Annotated in this window: 20 protein-coding genes; 10 read left to right on the top strand and 10 right to left on the bottom strand. The window is 70.6% G+C overall.

The features are described from left to right. Positions 1-206 precede the first annotated feature (206 nt). From AB0903_RS32265 to AB0903_RS32240, 6 genes are all read right to left on the bottom strand, one after another. Positions 207-770, bottom strand: a complete 564-nt coding sequence (locus tag AB0903_RS32265; protein ID WP_366708298.1) for an SAV_6107 family HEPN domain-containing protein — start codon at positions 768-770, stop codon at positions 207-209. 139 nt (positions 771-909) lie between these two features. Next, positions 910-1,311 (bottom strand): hypothetical protein, encoded by a 402-nt coding sequence (locus AB0903_RS32260; RefSeq protein WP_366708297.1) that lies wholly within the window; start codon positions 1,309-1,311, stop codon positions 910-912. A 178-nt stretch (positions 1,312-1,489) separates the two neighbouring features. Further along, complete coding sequence (locus AB0903_RS32255) at positions 1,490-2,806, bottom strand: ATP-binding protein (RefSeq protein ID WP_366708296.1); 1,317 nt, start codon at positions 2,804-2,806, stop codon at positions 1,490-1,492. Between the two features lie 27 nt (positions 2,807-2,833). Continuing rightward, positions 2,834-3,253, bottom strand: a complete 420-nt coding sequence (locus tag AB0903_RS32250; RefSeq protein WP_366708295.1) for a hypothetical protein — start codon at positions 3,251-3,253, stop codon at positions 2,834-2,836. A gap of 152 nt (positions 3,254-3,405) precedes the next feature. After that, on the bottom strand, positions 3,406-3,648 hold the full coding sequence (locus AB0903_RS32245; protein ID WP_366708294.1) for a DUF397 domain-containing protein: 243 nt from the start codon (positions 3,646-3,648) through the stop codon (positions 3,406-3,408). Continuing rightward, positions 3,645-4,517: a helix-turn-helix transcriptional regulator gene (locus AB0903_RS32240; RefSeq protein ID WP_366708293.1), complete on the bottom strand. Its 873-nt coding sequence runs from the start codon at positions 4,515-4,517 to the stop codon at positions 3,645-3,647. The genes AB0903_RS32245 and AB0903_RS32240 overlap by 4 nt, the downstream gene beginning before the upstream one ends. Positions 4,518-4,805: 288 nt before the next feature. Between AB0903_RS32240 and AB0903_RS32235 the strand changes: the two genes are divergently transcribed. The 10 genes from AB0903_RS32235 (at position 4,806) to AB0903_RS32190 (ending at position 14,594) form a co-directional block, all read left to right on the top strand. After that, positions 4,806-5,009 carry a hypothetical protein gene (locus tag AB0903_RS32235; protein ID WP_366708292.1) on the top strand — a complete coding sequence of 68 codons (204 nt, stop codon included), beginning with the start codon at positions 4,806-4,808 and terminating at the stop codon, positions 5,007-5,009. Continuing rightward, positions 5,006-5,263 (top strand): hypothetical protein, encoded by a 258-nt coding sequence (locus AB0903_RS32230; RefSeq protein WP_366708291.1) that lies wholly within the window; start codon positions 5,006-5,008, stop codon positions 5,261-5,263. Before AB0903_RS32235 ends, AB0903_RS32230 begins: the two co-directional genes overlap by 4 nt. A gap of 439 nt (positions 5,264-5,702) precedes the next feature. Then, positions 5,703-6,908: a methyltransferase, FxLD system gene (gene fxlM / locus AB0903_RS32225; protein WP_366708290.1), complete on the top strand. Its 1,206-nt coding sequence runs from the start codon at positions 5,703-5,705 to the stop codon at positions 6,906-6,908. A gap of 76 nt (positions 6,909-6,984) precedes the next feature. Further along, complete coding sequence (locus AB0903_RS32220; protein WP_366708299.1) at positions 6,985-7,170, top strand: FxLD family lanthipeptide; 186 nt, start codon at positions 6,985-6,987, stop codon at positions 7,168-7,170. A 60-nt stretch (positions 7,171-7,230) separates the two neighbouring features. Further along, the gene (locus AB0903_RS32215) at positions 7,231-10,317 is read left to right on the top strand and encodes a lantibiotic dehydratase (protein ID WP_366708289.1); all 3,087 of its coding nucleotides are present in this window, start codon (positions 7,231-7,233) and stop codon (positions 10,315-10,317) included. Continuing rightward, positions 10,314-11,549: a lanthionine synthetase C family protein gene (locus tag AB0903_RS32210; protein ID WP_366708288.1), complete on the top strand. Its 1,236-nt coding sequence runs from the start codon at positions 10,314-10,316 to the stop codon at positions 11,547-11,549. Before AB0903_RS32215 ends, AB0903_RS32210 begins: the two co-directional genes overlap by 4 nt. A gap of 22 nt (positions 11,550-11,571) precedes the next feature. Further along, positions 11,572-12,408, top strand: a complete 837-nt coding sequence (locus AB0903_RS32205) for a thiopeptide-type bacteriocin biosynthesis protein (protein ID WP_366708287.1) — start codon at positions 11,572-11,574, stop codon at positions 12,406-12,408. Next, positions 12,405-13,553, top strand: a complete 1,149-nt coding sequence (locus AB0903_RS32200; protein WP_366708286.1) for a hypothetical protein — start codon at positions 12,405-12,407, stop codon at positions 13,551-13,553. Before AB0903_RS32205 ends, AB0903_RS32200 begins: the two co-directional genes overlap by 4 nt. Positions 13,554-13,599: 46 nt before the next feature. Continuing rightward, positions 13,600-13,896, top strand: a complete 297-nt coding sequence (locus AB0903_RS32195) for a hypothetical protein (protein ID WP_366708285.1) — start codon at positions 13,600-13,602, stop codon at positions 13,894-13,896. Then, positions 13,893-14,594, top strand: a complete 702-nt coding sequence (locus tag AB0903_RS32190; protein ID WP_366708284.1) for a hypothetical protein — start codon at positions 13,893-13,895, stop codon at positions 14,592-14,594. Before AB0903_RS32195 ends, AB0903_RS32190 begins: the two co-directional genes overlap by 4 nt. 55 nt (positions 14,595-14,649) lie before the next feature. Here the strand turns inward: AB0903_RS32190 and AB0903_RS32185 are convergent, their stop codons facing one another. Genes AB0903_RS32185 through AB0903_RS32170 form a run of 4 tightly spaced genes read right to left on the bottom strand, consistent with a single transcriptional unit; the run spans position 14,650 to position 20,562 of the window. Continuing rightward, positions 14,650-15,156: a hypothetical protein gene (locus AB0903_RS32185; RefSeq protein ID WP_366708283.1), complete on the bottom strand. Its 507-nt coding sequence runs from the start codon at positions 15,154-15,156 to the stop codon at positions 14,650-14,652. A 2-nt stretch (positions 15,157-15,158) separates the two neighbouring features. Beyond that, positions 15,159-17,378: an integrase gene (locus AB0903_RS32180; RefSeq protein ID WP_366708282.1), complete on the bottom strand. Its 2,220-nt coding sequence runs from the start codon at positions 17,376-17,378 to the stop codon at positions 15,159-15,161. Further along, the gene (locus AB0903_RS32175; RefSeq protein ID WP_366708281.1) at positions 17,375-19,123 is read right to left on the bottom strand and encodes a hypothetical protein; all 1,749 of its coding nucleotides are present in this window, start codon (positions 19,121-19,123) and stop codon (positions 17,375-17,377) included. Before AB0903_RS32175 ends, AB0903_RS32180 begins: the two co-directional genes overlap by 4 nt. Then, positions 19,117-20,562, bottom strand: coding sequence for a site-specific integrase (locus tag AB0903_RS32170; RefSeq protein ID WP_366708280.1), 1,446 nt, complete (start codon positions 20,560-20,562; stop codon positions 19,117-19,119). The genes AB0903_RS32175 and AB0903_RS32170 overlap by 7 nt, the downstream gene beginning before the upstream one ends. Between the last annotated feature and the right edge of the window lie 102 nt (positions 20,563-20,664).

The following is a 20,664-nucleotide window of genomic DNA, read 5'->3' as shown; positions in this document are numbered from 1 at the left end:
GTGTCGCGGCACTCACTGTGTCCCACGCCGCCGGTGTCGCTTTAGGTGGTGGCTGCCCTTCGTGCGTGTGTAGTGGCGTGAGGTGTCATCGTGTTTCTTTCCGAGCTAGCTGGCGTGATGTATATCACGCGGGGTCTAGTCTTCCTTGTGCCTGACTTAACGCGTGCCGTGGGTTCGGTGAGTGGGGAGTCGCGGTGTCGTTTCGGTCAGCTGATCCGGCGCATAGTCGCGTCGCTGCCCTTGCCGCGTGTCGGTGTGGTGGTGGCGTTCTTGACGTCGGGGAGAGCTTCCACGCTGTTCATGAACCGCATGGCCATATGGCGGAGTTCTTCGAGGTCGCGGGTGTCGACAGCGCCGGGAATGCCTTCGCGAGCGCGGATGTAAGTGACCGTGGTCTTATCGAAGTACTCCGCGAACTCGGCCAGCGTTGGGGCGACTTCAGCCAGCACTTTCCACTTGCTCAAGACCCGCGCGCGGCGTCCGTGCCGATGCTCTGGCCGCCTCCTGACGACGAGCACAGCGTCAGCCGCATACAGGGCCGCGTAGTGGAGGGCTGTGTACTGGCGGAGGGGCCCGTCCCAGGCGTGGGCGGTCTCCATAGCCCGGCGGGCCCGGGCGACCATGTCTGCGGGCGCCAGCGGGGCAGCGTCCTGGCCTCCAGGCTGCTGCGTTGCCTGTGTGTCGTTCTTCGTGTGCCCGCCGGGCTTCCGTGAGCCGCCGCCGTGGGAGGAGGCGTGCATGGCATCCCGGCCGGAGATGTCGTCGCTCACCGGAACGAACGCCAGGGCATGCACGAGCCAGGACCGGAAAGGACGAACGCGGTTGGCGCGCGCAGGCACATGTGCAGCGCCGGTGGAGAACGGAGGTGAGGTACGCGCCAGGTTCCCCAGCACTTGAGCGGCGAATGAGTCAGCGCGCACTGACCTGTCCTCCTTGCTGGTCTGTGCTGGAACCAGACGCTTGTGCTCCGGCTACTTGCTCTGGTGCTACCGGCGGCGTGACGGGCGGGGCTTCTACAGCTTGGTGGGCGAGGCCCTGCTTGGCCAGTTGCTGGAGGATCTTGGGGGCCGCGACGCCGACTGTCATCGCGGCGAGTGCTCCGGCGACCTGCTGGGACGCCGCGAATGCGGCTGTCAGACCCGTGCCGACGCCGAGCCTGATCACCAGAGCCGCCATGTACGGCGCGAAGGTCGGCTGGCCCTTCTTCTTCCACGGCCAGCCATCCGTGGTGTGGATGGCTGTGTAGAGGTCCAGCCCTTCGATGAGCGCGGCTCCCAAGAGGCCCCACAGGCACGCCTCCGCCACCGGCATCCCGGCCACCACTCCTTTGCGGTCTGCAACTCGGGCACCCGCAGCAGATGCCCGTTGACGACTGCTCAGGATGACAGGGCCAGCGGTCCCACGGACAGTGCCCGGTCACTGACTGTCCGAGAAGCGCCGTTGGCAAGGCCGGGAGCACTACGGTCTGCGCGCCCCCGTACAAGGACGATCACTTCGCCCGCAGCCGTGCCTCGACTACACGGTCGCCCTCGACGTCGGGATTGGTGGCCACATCCACGCCGAACAGCGTGTAGAAGCGCTCAAGCGCCTCGTATGCGTCCCGTTCGGGATCGCCATTTGCCACCCAGGACCGGTCCCAGGTGTCGTCGCTGGCCGGGGCGGCGTCGCTGAGGAAGCTCTGCATCATGCCTCCGCCCGGCGCCAGGACGCGCGGCGCCTCGCCTTTGAAGCGGCGCACGACGATGCGGTGCCGCCAAGGCCCCGGTACGCGCGGGACGATCAGCCTGTCGGCGAGGCGGAAGTACTCCAGCGTCAGCTCCGTCACGACGTGGGCGTTGATGCGCATCACCACCGGAGCCGACTGCTGCGCGCCCCAGCAGAGCATGTCGGGGTTGGCCACGGCGCCGGCGGTCATCAGGCCGTCGGGCCGCACCCACACCGCGCTGCGAGGGCGGCCGATGAACAGGCCGCCACTGAGGGTCTGAAGGCGTCCGGTGTTGTCGGCGAAGTTGAAGCCCGAGTCCCGTAGGACGTCCTGGTTGCGCAGAGCACCCTTGATGCCGTCGTGGCTGTGGAGTCCGGGCAGGATCTGTGACGGTGGCTGGGCGGGGAAGCTTTGCCAGAACAGCACCGGCGTCTCCTGCCAGTCCTGCCGCTGCTCCAGCTCGTCCAGGACCTCGTCGGTCTCTCCATCCCACTGCTTATGCGCAGGCACCAGCGCACCGGCCGGGGCAGCATCACGCGCTCGCAGGCCCTCGTTGACAAGCTGATACACGTCTTCCGAGGGCATGTACACCGTCCGGTCGCCGTGGCGTACAGAGACCGCGAGCCCCTCGGTGAGATTGCCCTTGTCGTTGATCAGCTTTCGGACCAGGACGTACCGTGCGAGCTCCGGGAGCGGTTCCACTTCGAGCACCAGGTAGTACAGATCGGTGCCCGCAGTGCTGCGGCCTGGGTCGCGGTACCAGTGGTGGCTGATCTCCACGCGAGGGCGTAGGTACTCGTTCAGGGTGTCGACGTACTGGACGACGTCCGCCCGGTCCTGTGGAAAGGGATGAAGGCCGGTGGCGACCTCCAGTGCCTGGTTGCTCTTCTTCTCCGCCGTCACACCCAGTACGAGCAGCCCACCGTGGGCGTTGGCGAAGGCGGCCACGTCCTTGCAGAGCTCGAACTTACCCTTATCGGCCGCCAGGTTGTACGGAGCTCGTTTGAAGTCCAGCCACGAGTTCTCGGCCACGCCGAGGAGGTCATCGGGACGGCCGGCGGTCAGCGCCTCGATCAGCGCGGAGCGACTCAGAGATGTCACCCAGCCACCATAGATCGTCGAGTCCCCCTATCCCTGCGTGATTGAGTTGTCGGGCTGATGACGGGGGCGGGCACCGGGGTGCGCCGATCCGATGCGGCACTCCTCGCAGCAGGCGACCATGCGGATGTCGGGTCCGGTGCCGCGCAGCCGGATTCGCCCCGGGGCGCCGCACAGCTCGCAGGTGCGCTCAGAGGAATACTCGGCGGTATCAGCCAGTGCGGCTGCCCGGTCGGCGAACTCGCCGTCGAAGTCCCCTGCGGCGTCGAAACGGTCGGAGACCGTGATGCGCAGGCCGCCGAACTTCGTGCCGAACGACTCGACCCGGTAAGCGGCATCAAGGGAGAGCAGGTCGTGGTGGAGTTGGTGGAGAAGGGTGGCCCAGCCCGGCCCGACGGCGTCGGACCAGGCTGGAATCTGCCGCAGGTCGGGGCTGGTGAGGCCGTTCATGGTCACCATCCTGACGCCGGGGTCTGACAGTCGGCGCCGGCCAGCAGCCCGCGGGGGTTGCTGGAGATGCGGCAGGGGTAGGTATGGTGCTCGGGCCGAGCAGGCCGCACTCGACTCGCTCGGACCGGCCCGCTCGGATAAGGGCGGACTGTTCAGGCGGTGAAGCGGCCGTAGCGTACGCCGTCGACGAGGGCGGCGAAGCGCTCGGGCTCGATCAGCAGGACGGGGCCGCTGGGGTTCTTCGAGTCGCGGACGGCGACCGCGCGGTGAGCGGTGTGGGTCAGGTCGGCGACCTCCACGCAGTTGTTGCCGGATCCGCTGCTGTAGGAGGACCTGAACCAGGTGGCCACACCGTCCAGGGCGGGTGCTGTGAGCGTGCGGGTGTGTGTGGTCATTCCGTGATCTCTCGCGATAGTTGGTGCAGGAACTTCGGGGTGTCCTCAGGCGGGAGGGACGACGCCACCAGGGCGTTGAACTTCCGCGAGAACTTCGCGACTTCGCGCGGAGTGTCGGAGACCGACGAGGCGCCCCACGCGTTGTCCACCTGGACCGTGGTCGGCAGCGTGTCGCCGAGGTGAAGGATGCTGAAGTCGTTCACGCCGACGTACCCGCGCACGGTGTGGGGGAGGACCTGGACGGTCACGTTGTCGAGCGCGGCCAGCCTGGTGATCTCGTCGTACTGCTCGCGCATCACGTCGGGGCCGCCGACGAGGTAGCGCAGGGCCGGCTCGTACAGGATCGCCCACAGCCTGCCGGGTTCTTCGTCGCGGGTGAGGTAGTCCTTGCGCTTCATACGCAGGGTGACGCCCTGGTCGATGAACTCGTTGGTGGTGTCCTCGACCTGTTTGGCGATCTCGTACAGGGCCCGCGCGTAGCGCTCGGTCTGCAGCAGCCCGAGGACCACGACGGGGTGGAAGGCCTGTATTTCGACGGCGGCGGACTCGATGCCGATGAAGCGGGGCATGCCCGAGGGCATCGAGCCTTTGAACTGGGTCCACCACTCGCGGCTGGAGGCCGCGCGCTGGATCGCCAGCAGCCGCTCGACGTCCTCTTCCTCACTCACGCCGTAGCGGCCGAGAAGTTTGCGCAGGTCGCCTGCGTTGCGCAGGTCCTGCAACCCGGTCTCGACGCGGTAGAGCTTGGTGTCCGACAGGGGCAGTCCGTGGACGGCCTCTTCCAGGGTGAGGTCGGCCCGCTTGCGCAGCTCCCTGAGCTCGTAGCCAAGTTCGATGCGCCGTGCTGTTGGTCTGGCTCGTGCTGGCACCCGCTTGCCTCCCCGGCGTATGTGTCCGCTGCCGCTGCGATGTGCGGAGTGTGACACGGCACGCGCCCGCCGAAACAGCGATGCGCTTGCCCTGGCATGTGCCACTTTCCCCGCAGTGACGTTTTCCGTGCGGTTTCACTTGCGGACCCACTATGCCTGCGGCCACGGTGAATGAGCCCCCGGATTCCGGAAGTTGGACACCGGCGGGCACGAAGGAGGCCTGCCTGCCCCGCGCCCTTGCAGGGGCAGGCAGGCCCATCCCGCTGCGGCTGACCCCTCGGAGGCGGCATGTCCTTGCGCTCCAGCTCCATCGAACCGGCAACGCGCTCGTGCCCGGCGGGCAGGAAGCCCACGGCCCCGATAGCCGCTGAGGCCGCCGCCTTCCGCGCGGCCCACGGCCTGCCGGCCGGGTGGAGCGCCGAGGACTTCGAGATCTACCTGGACCTGGAGCGCGTCGGCGCCCCGGCCGCGCAGGGAGGCGACGCGGCGTGAGCGGGCAGGAGACGGCACCCTTCCGGATCGGCGACCGCGTACGCGGCACCTCCTACGTGCCGCCCGAGCGGCGGGGCCGGGAGGAGCCGGAGGAGTTCGAGGGCACTGTGGTCCAGCTCGGCAGCGGCTACGCCGGGGTGGACGCGGACCGCGCCCTGGTGTGGGCGCGGCTGGAGAACGGCACCGAGCACCAGTCCCTCATCAGCGAGACCGAGCTGCTCACGCCGGCTGACGCAGCGGCGGTGGAGGAGTGAGCGCCCGCCACCGCCTGCCCAAGCCGCCGAAGCCGGACGGGGACGGCGTGTTCGCCGGGATCGTCCTGCTCACGGCAAACCTGCTCGGTCTGGGCGTCATCGTCGCCGGCCAGACCCCGCACTCAGCGAGTGCGGCCGTCGCCCTCGACGCCCCGCCCGCCCAGGAGCCCCCGGACGCCGGTCCGGTCACCGCGAAGAAGGACAGCGGACCGGCTCATGCCGCCTCACCCCCGAGGGCGGCGAAGCCCGCGTGCCACGGCGCGGGCTGCACCACCGTCCCGTCCCGCCCGGAGAGCAGTGGCCCGGGCGGGACGGGACGGCACCACCAGACCCGCCCGACAGCACCGTCAACTTCCGTGGATTTGCCGCCCCATACGAGTCGGGATCTGGCTCTTCCAACCGTCCCCGTAACGCGATCACAAATGTCTAGGGTGATGTCATGACTACGGTCCGAGAAACCGATGACACGGCGGCCTCGCTCCGCGCGGCCATGGTGAGCGAGCTACACGAGATGGGCGTGTTCCACTCCGAAGCGGTCGCAAAGGCAGTCGCGACGGTGCCCCGGCACCTGTTCGCGACGGGAGAGCCGCTCCAGGCGGCGTATGCCGCCGACAAAGCACTGGTGATCAAGCGCGACAGGCAGGGCCACGCGCTGAGCTCGCTGTCGGCCACGCACATCCAGGCGGTGATGCTGGAGCAGGCCGAGATCGAGCCGGGGATGCGCGTGCTCGAAGTGGGCTCCGGCGGCTACAACGCCGCCCTGATCGCCGAGCTCGTCGGAGAGGCGGGCACGGTGGTCACCGCCGACATCGACGCGGAGATCGTTCAGCGCGCCCGCGCCTGCCTGGACGCGGCCGGTTACGACCGGGTCCAGGTGGTGCTGGCCGACGCCGAGGGCGGCGTGCCCGAGCACGCGCCGTTCGACCGGATCATCGTCACAGCGGGAGCATGGGACATCCCGCCGGCATGGCGGGAGCAGATGTCCGAGCGGGGCAGGATCGTCGTCCCCCTGCGCATGCGGGGGATCACCCGGTCGTTCGCGTTCGACCACGACGGCAAGGACCTCGTCAGCGACAGCTACCGGCTGTGCGGCTTCGTGCCGATGCAGGGCAGCGGCGCCTACACCGAGCGGCTCCTGCCGGTCACGGACGGAGTCGCTCTTCAGCTCGACGACCAGCGCCAGGAGTTCGACACGAAGGCCCTGGCCGACGCTGTGCACGCGCCGCGGCTGGAGGTCTGGTCCGGTGCCGCCTTCGACATGCCCGATGAGCTGGAGCTGTTCCTGGCGACCAGCACGCCCCAGATGGTGATGCTGCACGGCAGCAAGGACCTGGTCGACCAGGGCGTACTCGCGCCGTCGGTGACGCGCGGTGTCCCGGCTCTGGTGGCCGGCGGCAGCTTCGCGTACCGGACCAAGCGGCCCAACGAGGAGACCGGCGGCTTCGAGAGCGGGGTGTTTGCCCACGGGTCCGACGCTGAGACGGTCGCCGCCCGGTACGCGGAACTGCTGCGTCGGTGGGCGAGCGATCACCGGCGCCGCGGTGCCGCCCGCATCCGCTACGTCCCGATGCCCGAGGGAGCGGCTGAGCCGTCCGCGAAGGTCGTGGCGAAGCGGCTCGGGGCCGTCGAAGTCTCCTGGTCATAGGCTCCCCACCCCCTGGCAGACCGCCCGGGGATGGGGCTGTGTGCACCACCCGACTCTCATGGAGGTTGTTGTGTCCGTGCAGTCCGAGGAAGCAGTGACTACGGTCCCCGCGGCAGCAGGGGGCCTGGAGGGGAGCGTCGACGGCTGGGACCTGGATGTCTCCATCGTCGAGTCCGGCCCCGAGGCCGACCGGCTCATCCAGATGACCGATGACGGCTGCGGTCAGACCTGCCAGTCCGCCTGCTCGACGACCTGCCCGTAGCCGTCCGGGCTTCTGAAGATCTGTGGTGCCCGGCCGCTCGCGGCCGGGCACCACGCGGCGATGAGGGGGTGGCTGGTGTACGAGTCCATTGATGCGGCCATGCTGCGTGCGGCGGCCTGGCCACCGGATCGCCGTATCCGGTTCTGGCCCGACCTGACCGGCGACGGCGACGGCCCCGCGTCGTGGCGGCCATGGCTGGAGCAGACCCTGGAGGTCCCCGGCTTCGCCGCCGCCCTGGGGCAGGCCAGCCCGGTGCTGGCACACCGCGTCCAGCAGATCTGTCAGGGGCGGCAACTGCCCGAGCCGGCCGCCCGCAAAGCGGTGGTCGCCCTCATGCGCTATGTACTGCGCGCCTCGAGCCGGGCTACCCCCTTCGGCCTCTTCGCCGGTGTAGCGCCGGCCCGCGTCGACGGCGTGTCGGCAGCCCGCATCGGCACCGGCCACAGGGCCGTCGCCCGGCCGGATGCCACCTGGCTGGCGACGGTGATCGAACGCCTGGAAGCCGACCGGGTACTCCAGCCCCTCTTGACGGTCCAGGCTCATCCGCTCGCGGTGGAGCGGGACGGGTATCTGGTGCTGGAACACCGCCCTGCGGGCAGCGGCGGCGGTGCCCCCGAGCGTGTGCAGGTCCGCCTGACCACACCCGTCAAGGCGGCGCTGGACGCGGCCCGCGACCCCATCCGCACCGCGGATCTCGCTGCCAAACTGGCCGCCGACTTCCCCCACGTTCCCGCACCCACCGTCAGCCGGCTCCTGGCGGGCCTGATCGACCAGCGTCTTCTGGTCACGAACCTCCGCCCGCCGATGACGGCGACGGCCCCACTCGCCCATGTGCTGACCGTCCTCGGCGCCGAGGGCGCCGCCGCGGCGGCCGAGTCGGCGGTGAAGCTGCGCGAGATCACCCGCGCGCTGGCACGGCACAACACCACCACCGACCCGTCGACCGCCCAAGCCGAGCGCGCCGACATCACTGCGGTGATGCGCGACCTCAGCCCGGTGGCCGGGCCGGTGCTGTCGGTGGATCTGCGCCTCGAGGCCGAGGTGACGCTTCCCGCCGCGGTCGCGGCGGAGGCCGCGCGGGCGGCCACCGCGCTCGTCCGGCTCTCGGGCCGTCCCGCGCTCTCCCCCGGCTGGGTGGCCTGGCACGGCTGCTTCCTGGAACGCTACGGGCCGCGCGCCGTGGTGCCGCTCTTTGAGGCGGTGGACAGCGACACGGGCCTGGGCTACCCGGCCGGATTCCTCGGCGGCCCACCCGCCCCGGCCCCCGCCGCCGTGAGCGAGCGGGACACCAAGCTCCTGACGCTCGCGCAGAACGCGGCCCTGCGCCGCTGCCACGAGATCGTGCTGGACGACGCCATGGTCACCGACCTGGCCGAGAAGACCGGCCCGAAGATACGCATCCAGCCGACGACGGAGCTGACCGTACGCATCGGGGCCCGCAGCGTACGGGCCCTGGATGCCGGGGAGTTCACACTGGCCGTCGTCGGGGTGTCGCGGTCCGCCGGGACGACGACCGGCAGATTCCTGAGCCTGCTCGACACCTCAGACCAAGAGCGGATGGCCGCGGCATACGCGGCGGCGTCCACCGCGACCGAGAACGCGCTGAGGGTCCAGGTCTGTGCGCCCCCGCTGTATGCGGGCACCGGGAACGTCGCCCGCACCGTGCAGGTGATGCCCGCCGCCGCCCGCCTCGGCGAGTGCCACGACCCTGACGGCACGGATCTGGTGCCCGTGGAGGACGTCGCCGTCACCGCGGACGCCCACCGCCTGCACCTGATATCCACCTCGCGGCGCCAGCCACTGGAGTTCGTGACCATGAACGCGGTGGAGCCGACCCGCCGCACCCATCCGCTGGTGCGGTTCCTCACCGAGGCCCCCAACGCGCTCAGCATCCCGTGCACCACCTTCGACTGGGGAGCAGCCGCCCGGCTGCCGTTCCTTCCCGCGCTGCGCTACGGGCGCACGATCCTGTCCCCGGCCCGCTGGCGGCTCACCGGCACCGACCTCGCCGACCCCGCAGCCGACTGGCGGCAGTGGGAGCGGTCCCTGTGCGCATGGCGCGAGCTGGCCGCAGTGCCGAGCACCGTCTACCTGGGCGACGGCGACCAACGCCTCCGCCTGGACCTGGCAGAACCCTCCCACCGGGCCCTGCTGCACACGCAGATGCGGCGCGACGGCACGGCGGTCCTACGGGCCGAGAGTGCCGCCGACGCGGGCTGGATCGACGGCCGCCCCCACGAAGCCGTCATCCCCCTCACCACCACCAACAGCCCCGTCGAGGCGCCGCACTGGCTGCACACCAACCCTGTGGCGGAGCGCGAGCCGGGCCGCCTGCCCGGCTGCGACGGGCAGTTCTTCATCAAGCTCTACGCACACCCCGACCGCCACACCAGCATCCTCACCCGCCATCTGCCCCATCTGCTCCACCAGCTGGGCGACGAGGCGCGGTGGTGGTTCCTGCCCTACCGCGACCCCGACGATCACCTGCGGCTGCGCCTGACCGTCCCCGACAGACAGGCCGCCGACGCCGCCGCCGCGATCGGTGCCTGGACGAGGCGGCTCCGCGAAGCCGGGCTCCTGGCCCGGGTGCAGTGGGACACCGACTTCCCCGAGACCGCCCGCTTCGGAGGCAAAGAGGCGTGGGAGGCCGCCGAGGCGTACTTCGCGGCGGACTCGATGACCGCCGCCGCGCAACGGGCCGCCTGCGCGGCCAAGGACGGGCCCGACCAGCGGGCCCTGACCGCAGCCAGCATGCTCGACATCACCATCGGGCTGATCGGCGAGGCGGGCGAGGCCATGCGGTGGCTCATCGACTGCGCCCAGACCACCGGCACCGCACCCGACCGCGGCCTGTACGACCAGGCGATCACCCTGGCCAACCCCCACGACCGCACCGCCCTGACCGGGCAGCCCGGGGGCGAGGAGGTCATCGCTTGGTGGACGAGGCGGCGCGAAGCGCTGGCCGCCTACCGCCGCGCTCTCGTGAACACGGGAGGGGGCACGGCGACCGTCGTGCTGCCGGAGCTGCTGCACCTGCACCACACCCGCATGGCCGGCCTCGACATGGAAGCCGAGCGCCGCTGCGTGCACCTGGCCCGCGCCGCGGCCCTCAGCTGGACCGCCCGCGCAACCAGGAGAGCATCGTGAGGCCGATACCGCAGGCGCTGGCCCTGGCCGACACGCTGGCCGCGGAGTTGTCCGACCCGCTCACCGCCTGGGATGCGGCACCGCCGGGCGGACGAGCGTGGCCGCAGTCGCTGGCGGGCGGCGCCGCAGGCATCGCCCTGCTCCACATCGAACGCGCCCACTGCGGCCGCGGCGACTGGGACACCGTGCACACCTGGCTGGCCTCGGCCGCCGCCGGTGACCTGACCGCCGCCGCGAACGCCAGCCTCTACATGGGAGCCCCAGCCCTGGCGTTCGCCATGAACGCCGCCGCAGCAGACTCCAACCGGTACCAGCGCGCTCTGAAGAAGCTGGACGACGCCACGATCACCGTCACCCGCCGACGCCTGGCCCACGCCCACGCACGCATCGAGAGCGGGCAGGCCCCGGCGATGAAGGAGTTCGACGTGATCCGCGGCCTGGCCGGGCTGGGCGCCTACCATCTCACACGTCACCCAGACCACCCGATCACCTCCGACGTCCTCGCCTACCTGGTACGCCTGACCGAACCCCGCCCCCAGGAGCACGGACTACCGGCGTGGTGGACCGGTGTGGCACCCGACGGCGACGTCAGCCCCGACTACCCAGGGGGCCACGGGAACTTCGGCATGGCCCACGGCATCGGCTCCGTCCTCGCCCTGCTCTCCCTGACCCTTCTCGACGGCGCGGCCGTCCCCGGCACCCGCGAGACGGTGGAACGGATCTGCGCCTGGATGGACCGGTGGCTCCAGCACGACACCACCAGCCCCTGGTGGCCCGGCTTCATCACCCTCGACCAGGCCCGGCGCCACCAGGTCGATCCGGCGCTGCGGCCGAGGCCCTCGTGGTGCTACGGCATCGCCGGCACCGCCCGCGCCCAGCAACTCGCCGGCATGGCCCTCGGCGACCGCGCCCGCCAGCAGACCGCCGAGCACGCCATGCTCACCACCCTCCAAGACCCACACCAGCTCGACACGCTCGCCGAGACCGGGCTCTGCCACGGAACCGCAGGGCTGCTCCAGGCCGCCTGGCGCATGGCCACCGACGCCACGACCAGTGCCCTCACGACCGAACTGCCCCGCCTGACCGGGCGGCTCACCCGCCAGATCACCCACCTCACCCAGCGCGACCCGGAACTCCTGGACGGCATCGCCGGCACCGCGCTCGCCCTGCACACCCTCGGCACCAACACACCCCCGGAATCGGGCTGGGACACCTTCCTCCTCCTGGCATAGACGAAAGCGGAGCCGAACGGACATGGACACCTCCTGGCGGCAGATCAACATCGCCTTCCCCGACTGGGACAGCGCCGAGCACACCGCCCTCACCCACCTCGTCCCGCTCCTGGACACCGCCGAGACCGCCCGCCTCATCGGCCCGTGGTTCTTCCTCCGCAAAGCCCCCCACTGGCGTATCCGCTACCAGCCACCCGGCGACCGGCCCGCGGCCGAGAACCACCTCCTTGACACCCTCGGCCCCCTCCAGCACGCCCGGCACATCACCGCCGTCACCCCGGTGATCTACGAACCGGAAACCCACGCCTTCGGCGGACCAGAGGCCATGACCTGCGCCCACCGGCTCTTCCACCTCGACAGCCACCACCTGACCGACCACCTCACCCGCCACCCCGGCCGGCCTCGCCGCCGCGAGCTGTCGATCCTGCTGTGCACCGCGCTGCTCCGCGCCGCCAGCCTCGACTGGTACGAACAGGGCGATGTCTGGGCACGCGTGGCCGACCACCGCGACCCTCCCCGGCCACAGCCCGACGGCCGCCTGAAGACCCTGCAAGGCGGTCTGCGTCATCTGATGACCGCGGACATCGCCCAGCTCACCCGCGAAGGCGCCCCGCTCACCGTCCCCGCCGCCTGGCCGCACGCCTTCACCACCGCGGGCCGCGAACTGGCTGCCCTCGCCGCCGACGGCCGGCTGCACCGCGGACTGCGCGCGGTCCTGGCGCACCACCTCATCTTCGCCTTCAACCGGCTCGGGCTCCCGCACGCGACCCAGGCCACCCTCGCCGCAGGCGCCAAAGCCGTCGTCTTCGGCCCCGACCCGACCAACGAGCACCAAAGCGCCCCGGGGGGCCCGGCATGAACGACCGGCTCCTGGCCTGGTTCCCGCTCATCCAGCGGCCCCGCCCGCCCGCACTCCCCCTCGACGCCCGGGTCCGCCAGCTGACAGACCTGGCCGCGCAGCCCGCCACCGGCAACATCCACCAGCAGGCCGTCCGCGCCGCCGAGATCTGCAACAAGGCCGCCCTCATCGCCTCCGACTGCGCCCTCCCCGACCTCGCCCGCCACCTGTGCTGGTCCCAGTACGCGGTGTTCGACCAGGCACGTCCGCTTCCCACCTGGGCGGTGAAACTCGCCCTCCAGCCACTCCGCAACATCGCCCGGCAACTCATCCGCGAAGGCGACGGCACCAGCGCCCACGCCACGCTCGACGCCCTCTTCCACGCCGCCCGCGCCCGCACCTCCACCGAGATCGCCGGACGCACCGTGCACCTGCACCGGCTCACCAGCTCCGCCGATGGCCACAAGACCGTCGTCACCCTGGTGTGGGCGGCGCTCCTCGCCGACGGCACCCGCGCCCTCGCCCAGGCCGGCCGCTGGCACGAAGCCGCCGCAGCGGCAGCCGCCCACCGCGGCGTCGGCGCCCGGCTCCTCGACGGCCGCCAGATCACCATCCTCGCCCTCGCCCAGAACCGGCAGCACGACGAGGCGAGGGCACTGATCGAGAACAGCCGGCCCGCCGAGCCCTGGGAAGAAGCCGTCCAGCACCTGCTGAGCGTCGCGCACCGGGACGCCGATGCCGTACCGGCGACGCACATCGACGCCATGCTCACCGCCGTGCTCGCCCTGCAGCAGCAGCCCGCCCCCGGCACGGCCGTCTTCCGGATCCGGGCCGGGATCACCGCGCTGACCCTGGCCGCAGCCCACACAGAAGAGCGGATACCCCTGCTCCAGGCGGACGTCCTGGCCACGGCCCACGCCGACGGCTACGCGGCCCGGGACGCGCTCACCCACCCGCCGCTCCGACGTGCGATGACGACCGCCCAGCGCCAGGCCCTGACCAGCCTGGTCCGCACCGCAGGACTCGGCGCCGGGACCATACCGGAGCCCCTGCGCAGTGCCCTGACGCGCGCAGTGCAGGCGGGCGAGGAGCGGCTGCGCCACAGCCTCGAACGCGACGCGGTCACCTCACCGACCGCGCCTCCTGCCGGAAACCACGGAAGGTGAAGGCATCGCGCGGGAACTGTCCGCGAGCTGCCGTAGCGTGGAGCGCATGGCCTTGAGTACCGATGAACGTGACCTGCTGCAGATGATCGCCGACTCGCCCAAGCCGCTGGTGATGTCCGACTGCTTCCCCGCCCTGAACCCCGCCGAGCCCGGCATGGACGAGAACCACCCCGGCCACGAGGCGTGGACCGAGCGGCAGATCGCCTGGTACGGCGTCTCGGCGCAGTTGTGGAAGCGGGAACTGGTGCGCGTGGTGGTGCCCGCGGACGGCAGCCACGGCGATCTCGTCGAGATCACCGACGAAGGACGCGGGGCCCTCCACGCCGCGGCGGCCCGCGCGTGACGGCGCCCGAGCCGCGCGCGCTGCCCGGCCCCGTCAGCGCGATCCGCCTCACCTACACCTGCGAGCAGAGCTGGTGGGACACCGGCGAGGACGAGCCGGAGATCTGGCATGTGGCCGCTGACCTCTATGACCTGGAGGGCGATACGCGCGTCGAGCACGTCGGCGGCTTCGAGTTCTACCGCGCCGACCCCTATGCCACCCGTGACCTGTTCGGCGTCCTCGACGGCTACGACGGCGATGTCGGTGTGATCGCCGAGTCGATCCTCGACCCTTCCACCGGACACTTCCGCGACGACCTGGACGAGTACGCCGAGCCGTTCGGCTCCGGCATGCTCCTGCTCAACTCCGCACAGATGACCCGCCCGTGGCGCGGGTTCGGCGTCGGCGCGGTGCTGGCAGGCAAGGCCATCGCCCGGCTCGGGGCCGGGGCCCGCGGGGCTGCCTGCTACCCCTCGCCCCTGGACCGCACCGGCCTCAAGGACGACGCTGCCCACGACCGCGCCGTCAGCGCCCTCCAACGCACCTGGTCCCGCCTGGGGTTCCGGCCATATCGTGACCACGGCGTATACGTCCTGAACCTCGGCACCACAGCTCTGGGCGAGGCCCTGCCGTCGTTGACCGAGCGTATCGAGGCTCTGCCGCAGCCCGACCGTGAGGAGTGGGAGGCGGGACTGGCCCGCGGGGCATCCTGCCCCTGACGATGCCGGTTGGCCCGCCGGTGCGGCGGGGGCGGACCAACCGGTGCTGTCCCGGTCAGCTACACGAGCCGAACGGCGCCGTGCGGTCCCCGGCGCCCGGAAGACGTCGCACGTTGCCCGCCTCGCCCGCCTGGGCGACCTGGCCGCGCAGGCGGGTGATCTCCTCGTGCTGGGCGGCCAGCCGGGAGACGGCCTGGACGCGGAAGTCCTCCAGCTCGCGCAGGGCCGCATCCCGGGCGGCGACGCGGTCCTTGAGCTGGGCGACCTCGGCCTTGAGGCGTTCGATCTGCGCGGTGCGGGGGTCGGGGACCTCCCCGGCGTCCTGCAGAGCCCTCAGGCGGCGTTCGAACTCCTCGCCGAGGTGCTGGTAGGGGCCGGGGCGTTCGGTGCCGTCACGGTTCTTCTTCGGGTAGAAGCCGGTGCGGGTCACCCCGGCCTCGGCCGCGAGGGCCTTGAGATCGCACTTGCCGCCGGGCGGCAGCTCGCCGCGCAGCATCCGGTCCATCGCCGCACGGATGGCCTGCTCGTTGCGCGTGCGGGTCTCGTCGCTGATGCGCGCCATGCTCAGCTCACCTCCTCGGCTTCGTTCTGCGTGGCATGGAGGATCTCGTCCACCACCCGCTGGGCCCGCTCCACCTCGGGCTCGAGCCGCCTTTTCTCGCCCTTGGGGAAGCGCGGGTTTGCCAGGAAGACCTTGCCGGTGCCGACCTGACTCTGCCAAACGGGCAGGTGACAGGGGTGGTGAGTGGCCTGCGGGCAGCGGGCGGAGTCGCACATCCCGCCCAGTGGCTTCGTCGCGTCCGGGGTGCCCGCCAGCTTCAGGCACAGGGCCTTGTGCGGGTCGCGGAACCAGCAGTAGTTCGCGGTCTGCAGATGCAGGTGCTTGGACTGCTGCCGCAACAGGTTCTCCAGCCGCCGCTCGGCCTCCACCACCGCCGCAGTGCCCGCCTCGTGGCCCTTGAGCGAGGCGTCGATGTGCTCGAACGCTTTGATCAGCTCACGGGCCCCGGGGCCCGCCGGCATGCGGCCCGCGCGGTAGTCCTCGAAGGCCTCCCTCGTGAGCTTCAGGTGGTTCTTGTCCTGCTCCCGCTCCACCTCGGCCAGCAGGTTGCCCTGGGAACCGCCGGGCCGCATCGCATAGCCCTCGGTGGTGACCACGGAGACGTGCTTGAGGTGGATCTTCGCGGCCAGCAGCCCGCCGGGGCGGTGGGCCAGCGACAGAGCGAGCGTTCGCCGCAGCATCCGTCCGTTCACCGGCCCGGCCGGGATCGGCATCAGGCCGAGCCGCTGGCCGGCGGAGCTGTTGACCCACTCCCGCATTCTCTTGTGCAGGAAGTCCATGGGCGAGCGGGCGAAAGCCCGCTCGCCCACCCGGGCCTGGTTGAGACGGGCGGCGAGCTTCACCGCCCGCCAGGCCGGTTCCAGCACCACCCATTCCTCAGCGACGCCGCCGAACTCCTGCCCCTTGATCAGCTTGCTCCCCAGCTTGAAGCGCTGGGTGCCGCCGGAGACGGTGACCGGCGGCTGGGGGGAGTCGGCGGTCATCTCGTCCAGTTCCCCGGCCCGCATGCCGCTCAGGGCCGCAACCAGGACCCGGCAGGCCGCCAGCATGACGATCTGCATGCCTTTCAGCTCGTCCCCGGTCAGAGGCAGAGTCCACGGTGCCAGCTGCTGCGGGTCGTCGGCGCGGGGCACCCGGGAGGCGTCCCGGCCGAACATGCCCGCGACCCCCACCTCGGCCACCACGGGCTCCAGGAACGGCCGAAGATCCTCAACCAGGTGGTCCGCGAGCCTCGCATATCTGGAGCCGGTCGCCTGGCCGAAGAACTCGCCGACGTCGACGTTCAGCAGTGGATCATCGGGCCGCCAGCCCCGTTTGACACGCCGCGTGACCTGCCGGGCGTCGATCTCCAGCAGCGGCACCCCTTCGCGGACATGCCACTCGGCGGCAGCAGCGACGCCTGCCTGGTGCTTCGCCGTGACGGCCCTCGGATTCTGCCCGCCCCTGTTCGCCCGGAACTCCAGCATGCGCTCGAACTCCTCGGCCACCAGCGGCCCGAGCGTCTCCACCAGATACAGAGCCGCGGCCACCGAGGGCTGGAACACCTCATCCGCCACCGGCGGGGTCGAGGACATGGCATAGGTCTCCCAGCCCGCGACCTCGCTGACCGTGTGCCCCTCCCACGGCGTGAAGCCGGGCCGGTAGGCATCCACCGTGAACAGCTCGCGGTAGGTGGCCAGGTCCACCACCGGCCGCAGGATCGTCAGCATGGTCCCCGGCGTGATCGGCCCACTGCCCGCCCGCCGCTTGCGGGTACGGCGCGAGCGCAACTCCCGGTACACCTCGCAGTGCTCCTGCATCACCTCGCTCAGCGACGACATGCCCTGCTCGGTCACGAAGTTCATCCACCGCACCAGCTGCACGCAGAAGTTGAACGCCGACTCCGGCTTGTACGGCTCCCGCCGGGCCTCCGGCAGAGCAAGGACACGCTCATGGTCCGGCACGACCAGCGCGAACACGTACTCCTTGGCGGTCAGCCGCAGGGCCGGGTTGGTGATGCCGGTGAAGTCCAGGCGCTTGACGTTGCTCCGCACCCCCTTGGGGAACTTCACTGCCGACAGGTCCCAGAAGTCCTCGTCGAACACGGGACGCGGCCCGTCCGGCCACATGTCCCATCCGGCCTCACGGCACACGTCCAGCCCCGCGAACGGGGACTTCAGGGCCCACTGGCGGGGGATGGGACCAGCGGGGCTCTCGACGACCAGGGCGGTAGCGCGGGTCACTGGGTTCCTTCCTCGGGCCGAAGCGGCAGCTCGGAGTCGATGTCGTCCACCTCGCCGGCCGCCTTCTCCAGCAGGCGGGCGTCGAAGCGGGGCAGGATGTCGTGGTCGAGGCGGTCGGCGTACGGGCCGAACACCGCGAGGAACTGCTGCACGGTGAGCTGCCGCGACTGACGGGCGAAATAGGCCTTCAGCCGCAGCAGATTCGGCGCATGCCGGGGCGTGAAGACCGCCAGCGGGCACAGCAGGCACACCCACGGCCGGGCCGGACACGGCTTGCCCTTGGGGCCGTGGAGTCCAGCGAGCTGGTTGGCGCACGCCGCGGTGAACACGTCCATCTCGCCACCCAGCAGCTCGGCCATCGCCTCGGCGTCCAGGCCCAGGCGGGCCGCCTGCTCGGGCTGCTCGGTGACGAACTCGGCGGCCTCCTCGTCGCCCAACACGATGGGCGGGCGACTGCGCCGCAGGATGTCGGCCTGGGCGTCCTCGATGATTGCCTCCACCGACTCGGCCTGGGCCGGCGTCGTGGTCGAGACGTAGTGGCTGCCCTCCACCGCGGCCGTGTGATTCGGGTCGATCTTCGTACGGCCGGTCCAGCCCCGACGCGCCAGCACGTTGTGGTACGTCGTACGGATCCGCGCCGAGTGCAACAGCAGCGGCTCTCCCGCGTCCGTACGCAGATTCAGCTCCTTCGCCAGCTGACGCCGGGCCTTGTCCCCGCTCCTGGGGGCGGCCCGGGTGGAAAGCGCCGACAACTTCGACTTCGTGCCGTCCGTGCTGCGGTACTCGGTGTCCAGGAAGACGAACAAGTCGCCGGCTATCGATTCCGGAGCCAGTCGCCGCACCGGCTCCGACAGCTCCAGCCAGCGCTCCAGCAGCCGCACGGCCCGAGCGGGAAGGTTCACCGACTCCGGACCGCGGCGCCCCTTGACGTAGTCCATCAGCACCGTGCGGTCCCCGGTCCACGTGAAGTCCTCGAGCCCCAGATCCCGGATACCGTCCGGAACGACGCCGCTGTAGACGCCGAACAGAAGCCGCATGGCCGTCGCCGCCTGCACTGGGGGATACATCGCACCGCGCACGTCCCGGTACTGGCCGCCGATGCCGTCTCGGAAGTAGTCCACGGTCAGCCCCAGAACCTTGGTGGCGTCCGGGACCTTCAGCGGGCCGTGTTCGTACACGAGCCACGCGAAGTTCTGCCGGTTCCGGCCGAGGTCGGAGTTGTCAGGGCCCAGGGCGGCCAGCTCCAGGACCTCACGCTGACGGTCCATGACCTGCTGCAGGTAGTCCCGCAGCCCGGCCTCGATCTGCCGCCACTCGCCGTCGGTGTACGGCTTGAGCGGCTTGCTCCGGGGCGGGCTCTTGACGGCCTTGCCGTCCAGGTAGGCCCGAATGCCGGCGTCCACGCGGTCCCCGCAGCCGGCCAGCAGGCGCCGGGTGTGGAAGACGCGCCTGCCGCCGACGGACATCCAGTACGCAAGGACGTGGCTCGTGCGCAGATCCGCCAGGTTCCCGTCAAAGCCCAGCGCGGCCAGTTCCGCGACCATCCGGCGGATTGTCGATGTGTAGGTCACCGCGCTCTGACGTGCGGTGATGCGGCCCAGCGGGTGCACCATCTGGACCAGGCCGTGGGCGAGGTCCTCCGCCAGCTTCTCGTTGGCCGTGGAGCTCAAGTCGCCCGTCCAGGGCGGATCGTGGGGGAACGTGAACTGGATTCGCAGCGGGTCGTGTTCGACACGGGTCACCATGCGGCATCCTCCTCGTCGAACTCGGCGTCCGCTTCGGCGGCGAACTGGCCACTGTGCTTGCCCGCCTCGTCGTAGAGCTCGCGGTAGATCCGCTGCACGTCCAGGCGCTGGATGTAAATTTCCGTGGTGGTTACGCTGGAATGCCCGAGCAAATCCCGCAGCACCATCAGTGGGTCCGCCTTCGTTAGGTACAGCGACAGCGCGGCATCCTCACCGGCGTCCGCCACCAGGGCCGCCGCCCTCTGATAGTGGCCCTTGACCAGCCTTTCCAGCGTCGCCATCGCAAACGTGTGGCGCAGGACATGGGGGCCGACCGTCGGGAACCGCGGCTCGAAATCCCGCCGGATGCGCTCCGAGGTCCGGCGGAAGGCAGTCGCCCAGTCTGTGAACGGCGTGCCGTCCGACTGCGCCGCGATGATCGCGGGTGTGCCCTCTGGCGTCACCAGCCGCAGCCGCTCGTCCAACGTCAGCTTTCGCCAGGAGACCCGGCGGCCGTTGACCCTCCCGCCCTCCCAGTCCGGCTCAGTGATCACCAACGGCTCACCCAAGCGCGGATCAGGCCGGTAACGGCGGCCCTCCGTCAGCATCGCGCGGTCCAGTTCGATGTACTGATGCACATCGGCCAGGACGTCGTAACTCGCCCACGTCTGGCGGGCCTTCCTGCCCTTCGTGATCTGCGCGGACAACGGGAAACGGACCGGAACCGCGCTGCTGCGGGCAGGCAGGGCAGGCAACTCGTACGTCAGCAGGTGCGTGAACTCCTGGGCCCGCAGACCGCTGGACGCCACGAGCGACCCCATGGCGGCGTTGCGCCCCAGGTGACGGCCCCGGAACGAGTCCGGCTCCCCGTCCGGGCGCAGACCGGCCAGCGCCCGCAGGAACAGCTCAAGGAAGTCGCTCTCCAGATACTTCACCGTGACATGCGGCTTCGCCCGCCGCACCGTAGCCGTGTTCCGCCGCGCGAGCTGCACGCCGGCCTCGGTGTACCGACGGACCATCTGGTAAGTGAACGGCACAGCCGGGCACAGCCCCTCATCCTCAGCCCACACGTAGAAGCGCGCCACGGTGTTGATGTTCTGGTCCCATGTGCCCTCGTCCCAGCGGGCCTCCAGCGGCCCCGCGAACCGGTACTCCGAGAACGCACTCAGCGCCTCCCTCAAGGGCTGCCGCTCCCCGAGCGGATCCACGCCGATCCTGGCCAGGAACTCCAGCCAGCAGCGCAGAGCCTGCGCGTAGTTCTTCCAAGTTCTATGAGATCGAGCGCCGTTGAGAGGGAGTTCGCGTAGCCAGCGGTTGGCCGCCACCGTGGGCCGGGGTACGCCATCGCCCTCGAAGGCCAGGTCCTCGTCGATCAAGACCGGCATGCCTTCGGGGATCAGCGGCTGACGCTCAAGCCCCCAGCTCTCCCAGCCCGTTCGGCTGTAGAAGATCAGATGCATGTCGAGGACCGTACGTTTGAGACTCAGGGGAGTGCAAGAGACTTTGACGTTCCCTTGCTCTCGGGCTGCCTCAAAGAGACACATAAACTAAGCAAGGACTAC

Source organism: Streptomyces sp. NPDC048389 (assembly GCF_040706335.1).
GTDB lineage: Bacteria > Actinomycetota > Actinomycetes > Streptomycetales > Streptomycetaceae > Streptomyces.
Note: the sequence above shows the minus strand (reverse complement) of the source record. Positions and strands in the feature narration are given on the sequence as shown.

Bases quoted from the DNA above. Each gene is read 5' to 3' on its own strand.
- AB0903_RS32260 (WP_366708297.1), bottom strand. From the start codon at position 1,311: ATGCCGGTGGCGGAGGCGTGCCTGTGGGGCCTCTTGGGAGCCGCGCTC.
- AB0903_RS32250 (WP_366708295.1), bottom strand. From the start codon at position 3,253: ATGAACGGCCTCACCAGCCCCGACCTGCGGCAGATTCCAGCCTGGTCC.
- AB0903_RS32245 (WP_366708294.1), bottom strand. From the start codon at position 3,648: ATGACCACACACACCCGCACGCTCACAGCACCCGCCCTGGACGGTGTG.
- AB0903_RS32235 (WP_366708292.1), top strand. From the start codon at position 4,806: ATGTCCTTGCGCTCCAGCTCCATCGAACCGGCAACGCGCTCGTGCCCG.
- fxlM (WP_366708290.1), top strand. From the start codon at position 5,703: ATGACTACGGTCCGAGAAACCGATGACACGGCGGCCTCGCTCCGCGCG.
- AB0903_RS32215 (WP_366708289.1), top strand. From the start codon at position 7,231: ATGAGGGGGTGGCTGGTGTACGAGTCCATTGATGCGGCCATGCTGCGT.
- AB0903_RS32205 (WP_366708287.1), top strand. From the start codon at position 11,572: ATGGACACCTCCTGGCGGCAGATCAACATCGCCTTCCCCGACTGGGAC.
- AB0903_RS32200 (WP_366708286.1), top strand. From the start codon at position 12,405: ATGAACGACCGGCTCCTGGCCTGGTTCCCGCTCATCCAGCGGCCCCGC.
- AB0903_RS32195 (WP_366708285.1), top strand. From the start codon at position 13,600: ATGGCCTTGAGTACCGATGAACGTGACCTGCTGCAGATGATCGCCGAC.
- AB0903_RS32185 (WP_366708283.1), bottom strand. From the start codon at position 15,156: ATGGCGCGCATCAGCGACGAGACCCGCACGCGCAACGAGCAGGCCATC.
- AB0903_RS32175 (WP_366708281.1), bottom strand. From the start codon at position 19,123: ATGGTGACCCGTGTCGAACACGACCCGCTGCGAATCCAGTTCACGTTC.
- AB0903_RS32170 (WP_366708280.1), bottom strand. From the start codon at position 20,562: ATGCATCTGATCTTCTACAGCCGAACGGGCTGGGAGAGCTGGGGGCTT.